Here is a 5,327-nt window from a genome sequence, read left to right on the forward strand (position 1 = left end):
GGTTCGCCCACAACGACCTGGCCAGGTCGTTCGCCCTGCGCGCCATCGCCGCCCAGCCGCTGGACTACCTGCGCGAGGTGGCCCGCGACACCTCACTCGCCTTCACCTGGTCGCCGGTGCCCCACCCCCGGCGGATGAGCCCGTCCACCACCTTCCCCCGCGGCTCCTGGCCGCTGCCCGAGCAGCAGGCCCTCATCGCGAAGGTGCGCTCGGAGTACGACCCCGGCATCCACGGCATGAGCTCCGTCGAGCCGTACGCCTCGATCCTGGCCGCCTACCCCTACCCCTGGTTCCTGCACGGCACGGTCTTCGGCGTGCTGCTCCTGGCCGGCGGCCTCGGCTCGGCCGGCCGCCGGCGCCCCGCCCTGCTGCCGTGGGCGACGGCGGCCTTCCTGCTGCTGGCCCCGGTGGCGGCCCTCGACTTCGACCACCGGTACGTCCTGCCCGCCATCCCCTTCGCCTGCGTGTCCGCCGCTCTGGCCGTCGCGGGGGCAGTGACGGGAAGGGCGACGGGGACAGCGACGGGGACAGCGACGGGGGCAGCGACGGGGGCACGGACCAGGCGGTTTCCGGGCCTGACCTTTCGGAGGCTGACATCCTTGCGAAAAAATACGTAATATCCACTGCATCGCGAGCGTTGGGGGCGCCAAGGTGCCGGGACAGAGCGTGGGTGTGGTCGTCGATCCGGAGGTTCCTCCGGAGGTCGCGGGGATGCTGCGGGCCAACGCCGCGCTGCTGTCCAGGATCCGGTCGGGCTGGGTGCCGCCGGCCGACGCGCGTCCGGGCCGGTTCAGGAACGTCTCCAGCGTCGCCCTGCTGGCCGCCACGCCCGGGGTGGTCGCGCTCATGGCCGTGCTGCTGGCCCTGTCCCACCCGGCCGCCGGGTTCACGTTGTTGGGCACGTTCGTCTTCATCGTCCTGGTCAAGATCGCGTCGATCAGCGAGCTGCCCGAGCACGACGTGTCGCGCGACCGCGAGGTGTACGAGCGGGCCCGCCCGTACCGGGACCGCTACCTGCTGCCCGAGGACTTCGACCGGGACGCCGCGGACGTGCTGACCAGGGCGCAGCGGGCCATCGGTTCGGTGCTGCGCTCGCACGTCAACGCCGAGGGGCTGCTCGACGGCGCCCGCAACGCGCTCATGCTGCCCGCCCAGGAGTGGGAGATCGCCCGTCTGCTGGCCAAGCTGTCGGCCTTACGCGCCGAGCACGCCGCCCTGGTGTCCAGAGGCGTCGCCCCCGAGGTGGCCGCCGTGATCGAGCCGCTGGACAGGGCCCTGGCCACCAGCGAGGCCGCCATGATCGCCCGCGTCGAGGCCCTGGAACGTTACGCCGGGCACGTCGCCGAGGCCGAACGCGCCTACCACGCCCGCGGCCAGATCGAAGAGCTGCGCGCCCGCCTGCCGCGCTACGAGGAGCTGTTGGCCGAGACCGGCGCCGACGCGCTGGCCGTCCCGGAGATCGACCGGCTCGCCGAGGACGCCGACCACCTGGAGCAGGTGTTGCGGCGCAGCGTGCGGTCGGCCCACGAGGCGTTCCGGTACCTGGAGAGCTGACATGCCGGTGGCCGGGCGGAACCGCCCTCGCAGGAGGTGAATCCCCATCCGATCCGACATCATGGCCGACGTCATCGTCGACCCCGGCGTGCCGCCGGCCGACGCGCGGCTGCTCAGGGACAACCGGCGGCTGCTGCTCAGGACGCGCAGGGGCTGGGTCCCGGACGGCCCCGGCCTGCCCGCCGCGCCGTACTGGCGGCTCGGCGCGGTCTGCGGGGCGACCGTCTGCCTCGGCCTGCTGCTGGGCGCCGGAGGACTCGGCCGCTCCCTGGGGCCGCTGTTGCTGGTGCTCCTCGCCATCCCGCTGATGATCGTGACGTTCGTCCGCACCGAGACGCCGGAGGGCGAGGAGGCCGAGCACGAACGCCGGGTGCACGCCCAGGCCGTCCGGCACGAGGGCCGGTACGTGCTCCTGGACGACCTCGACGAGTCCTCCCGCAGGCTGCTGCGCCGGGCCCAGCGGGCGGTCGCCACGGTCTCGCAGTCGCGGGTCAACCTCGAAGGGCTGCTGGACGACGTGCGCAACGCGGTGATGCTGCCCGCCCAGGAGTGGGAGATCGCCCGCCTACTGGCCAAGCTGTCCGGCCTGCGCGCCCGGCACCGGCAGACCCTGTCGGGGGAGAGCGCACCCGAGGTCGCGGCCGTGGCCGAACCCCTCACCAGGGCGCTGGACAGCAGCGAGCAGGCCGTCGTGGCCCGGGTGGAGGCGCTGGAGCGGTACGCCGCCAACGTGGCCGAGGCCGAACGCGCCTACCGGGCCCGGCAGCAGATCGCCGAGCTGCGCGCGCGGCTGCACGAGTACGAGGAGCTGGTCGCCGAGACCGGCGCGGGCGACGGCGCGATGGACGAGCTGACCCGCCTGACCGAGGACGCCGACCGCCTGGACCAGGCGCTGAGGCGGAGCGTCAGCTCCGCCCACGAGGCCTTCCGCTACCTGGAGCCGGGCCCCCCGGAACCCTGACCGCCCTGGACTCCGAAGCCCTGCCCGCTCTGACCGCCCTGGACTCCGAAGCCCTGACCGGCCTGACCGGCCTGACCGCCCTGGCCGTGCGGCGCGGGGGAGCCGGGGGCGTGCGGCGGGTGGGTGCCGCCGTGGGCGGCCTCCAGGAGCAGGTCGCACAGAGCGTCGGCGGCGTCGAGGCGGCCCAGCTTGCCCGCCGCCTGCCCCATCGCCGCGCGCAGCCCGGGATCGGCCAGCATCGGCATCAGCTCGGCCAGCAGCTGCTCGGCCGTCGGCCGCGGCTCCAGCAGCGCCCGCGCGGCCCCCGCCGAGACCAGGTAGCCGGCGTTCTTGCGCTGCTCGTCGCCGCCGGTCGGGATCAGCGGGATCAGCAGCGACGGCTTGCCGATCGCGGTCAGCTCCGACACCGTGCCCGCGCCGCTGCGCGAGATCACCACGTCCGCCGCGGCGAACAGGTCGGGCAGCTCGGTCCCCACGTACGGCACCGGGTGGTAGCGGTCGGCCAGGCCGGGCGGCACCTCGACCGCCCGCATCTGGTCGATCCAGGCAGGCCCGCACTGGTGGACGACCTGGGCGTGCGGCAACAACCGCGGCAGGATCTCGGCGATCAGAGTGTTGATCTGCTTGCTGCCCTGCGCCCCGCCGGTCACGTAGATCAGCGGCACCTCGAACGTCAGCCCGAACAGGTCGTAGGCCGCCGCCCGGTTGCCCTGCAGCAGCTCCGGCCGCACCGGGTTGCCGGTCACCACGGCCTTCGCCCGCGCCGACGGCGGCAGGTACTCCAGCGACGACTCGTGCGACAGCGCGATCCGGGTCGCCAGCCGGGCCAGGATGCGGTTGGCCAGGCCCACCACGGTCGTCTGCTCGTGCATGACCAGCGGGCGGCGGATCAGCTTGGCCGCCACGCCGATCGGCACCGCCACGTACCCGCCGGTGGACAGCACCACGTCGGGCAGGTAGCGGGCGGCGTGCCCCACCGCCTGGAACACCCCGACGGGGATGCGGAACACGTCGGCGATGTTGGTGCCGAGCTCCTTGAGGTTCGGACGGCGGCGCAGCTTGCCCGTGGTGATCGCCTTGAACGGGATGCCGTGCTCGGCCGTGATCCGGGCCTCCAGGCCGTTCTCCGTGCCCACCCACAGCACGTCGTGCGGCACCTGACGTCGCTGGACGGCCGACAGGGTCGTCAGGGCCGGATAGGTGTGACCGCCGGTGCCGCCGCCGGTGATCAGCAGTCGCAGGGTTCGTGACATGCGATCAGACTATGGCCGCGCGGCGGAAGCCCGTGTGCCCGGTCCGGCCGCCGGGCGTGTTCGCCGCGCGCCCACCCCGCCCTGACCGCGCGCCCACCCCGCCCTGACCGGGCACCCGGCCGGCCGGTCGGCCCGCCCGGCTCGGCCGGGGGCAGAGCCGGCTTCGCCCGAAAAGCCGCAGACCGGTAGCGTTTTCCCATGCGACTAGGCGTGCTGGACATCGGCTCGAACACCGTCCATTTACTCGTCGTCGACGCCCACCGGGGCGCGCGGCCCATGCCCGCCTACTCCCACAAGGAAGAGCTGCGCCTCACCCAGTACCTGGGCGCGGACAACCGGCTCGCGCCCGAGGGCATCGAACGGCTCGGCGCGTTCGTCGAGGAGGCGGTGCGCCTGGCCGAGGACAAGGGGGTGGAGGACCTGCTCGCCTTCGCCACCTCGGCCGTGCGCGAGTCGGCCAACGGCGAGCAGGTGCTCGCCGAGATCGACGAGCGCTGCGGCGTGCACATCGCGGTGCTGTCCGGGCGCGACGAGGCCCGGCTGACGTTCCTCGCGGTGCGCCGGTGGTTCGGATGGTCGTCCGGGCGGCTGCTGGCCTTCGACATCGGCGGCGGCTCGCTGGAGATCGCCGCCGGGGTGGACGAGGAGCCCGACGTCGCGGTGTCGCTGCCGCTCGGCGCCGGGCGGCTGACCCGCGACTGGTTCACCGGCGACCCGCCCTCCGCCGAGGAGGTGCGCAAGCTGCGCAAGCACGTCCGCACGGAGATCGCCCGCACGGTCGGCGACGTGGCCAGGTACGGCGAGCCCGACCGCGCCGTTGCCACCTCCAAGACCTTCAAGCAGCTCGCCAGGATCGCCGGCGCGCCGGCCTCCAGCGAGGGCCCGTACGTCTCGCGCGCGCTCTCCCGCGCCGACATGGCCTCCTGGGCGGCCAGGCTGACCGGCATGAGCTCCGCCGAGCGGGCCGAGCTGTCCGGGGTGTCCGAGGGCCGGGCCGCGCAACTGGCCGCCGGGGCGCTGGTGGCCGACGCGGCCATGGACCTGTTCGAGGTGGAGCGGCTGGAGGTGTGCCCGTGGGCGCTGCGCGAGGGCGTGATACTGCGCCGGCTCGACCTCCTGCCCGGACGGCTGGACCAGTCCACCGGGATTGCCGAGTAAGGCCGATATATCCCAAAAAATTGGCATAATTCGCTGGTGAGCGGGCACTTTTCGCCCAATGTTGACAGTCCTCGGTACGATCGGCTCCCTGGTGATCGTCTTCGTCCTCATCGTCCTGGCCGTCCTGGTCATCGCGGTGGTCGCGATGCTGGCGATGGGCGCGCTGGCCGGAACGATGGTCGACTGGCACACGTTGTGGCGGCGGCTGACCCGCCGAGGGGCACGGTTGACGCTGAAACTCAGCGCCCCCGAGGCGCCCGCGCGGCTGCGGGCCAAGCTGAGCGGCGGCACGCCCCTGGTGAGCCGCCGTCTCCGGCTGGCGCCCGTGATCCGCGGGGGCGACCGGCGTCCCGACGTGAGCCGTCCCGGCCGGAGCGCCCGCGTACGCAGGCATTCCGGCC

At 73.7% G+C, this 5,327-nt stretch carries 5 protein-coding genes and 1 pseudogene; 5 read left to right on the forward strand and 1 reads right to left on the reverse strand.

The window, feature by feature from the left end:
- The 3 genes and pseudogenes from ACWCSD_RS47065 to ACWCSD_RS47075 form a co-directional block, all read left to right on the forward strand.
- A pseudogene (locus tag ACWCSD_RS47065) lies at positions 1-617 on the forward strand (hypothetical protein); the annotation flags it as partial.
- Between the two features lie 49 nt (positions 618-666).
- Positions 667-1,554: a hypothetical protein gene (locus ACWCSD_RS47070; protein ID WP_358286437.1), complete on the forward strand. Its 888-nt coding sequence runs from the start codon at positions 667-669 to the stop codon at positions 1,552-1,554.
- A 61-nt stretch (positions 1,555-1,615) separates the two neighbouring features.
- Positions 1,616-2,515, forward strand: a complete 900-nt coding sequence (locus ACWCSD_RS47075) for a hypothetical protein (RefSeq protein ID WP_358286439.1) — start codon at positions 1,616-1,618, stop codon at positions 2,513-2,515.
- Here ACWCSD_RS47075 and ACWCSD_RS47080 read toward each other — a convergent pair.
- Positions 2,485-3,768 (reverse strand): UDP-N-acetylglucosamine--N-acetylmuramyl-(pentapeptide) pyrophosphoryl-undecaprenol N-acetylglucosamine transferase, encoded by a 1,284-nt coding sequence (locus ACWCSD_RS47080; protein WP_449925417.1) that lies wholly within the window; start codon positions 3,766-3,768, stop codon positions 2,485-2,487. The two genes, ACWCSD_RS47075 and ACWCSD_RS47080, sit on opposite strands and share 31 nt — an antisense overlap.
- 198 nt (positions 3,769-3,966) lie before the next feature.
- Between ACWCSD_RS47080 and ACWCSD_RS47085 the strand changes: the two genes are divergently transcribed.
- Positions 3,967-4,926, forward strand: a complete 960-nt coding sequence (locus tag ACWCSD_RS47085) for a Ppx/GppA phosphatase family protein (protein ID WP_358286443.1) — start codon at positions 3,967-3,969, stop codon at positions 4,924-4,926.
- Between the two features lie 58 nt (positions 4,927-4,984).
- Positions 4,985-5,327 (forward strand): hypothetical protein (locus ACWCSD_RS47090; protein ID WP_449925420.1); only part of this gene is annotated, 343 nt, incomplete at its 3' end.

Source organism: Nonomuraea sp. NPDC001684 (genome assembly GCF_053596515.1).

What these genes read in the sequence shown, in the direction of transcription:
- ACWCSD_RS47075 (WP_358286439.1), top strand. Translation starts at nt 1,616, where the DNA reads ATGGCCGACGTCATCGTCGACCCCGGCGTGCCGCCGGCCGACGCGCGG.
- ACWCSD_RS47080 (WP_449925417.1), bottom strand. Translation starts at nt 3,768, where the DNA reads ATGTCACGAACCCTGCGACTGCTGATCACCGGCGGCGGCACCGGCGGT.
- ACWCSD_RS47085 (WP_358286443.1), top strand. Translation starts at nt 3,967, where the DNA reads ATGCGACTAGGCGTGCTGGACATCGGCTCGAACACCGTCCATTTACTC.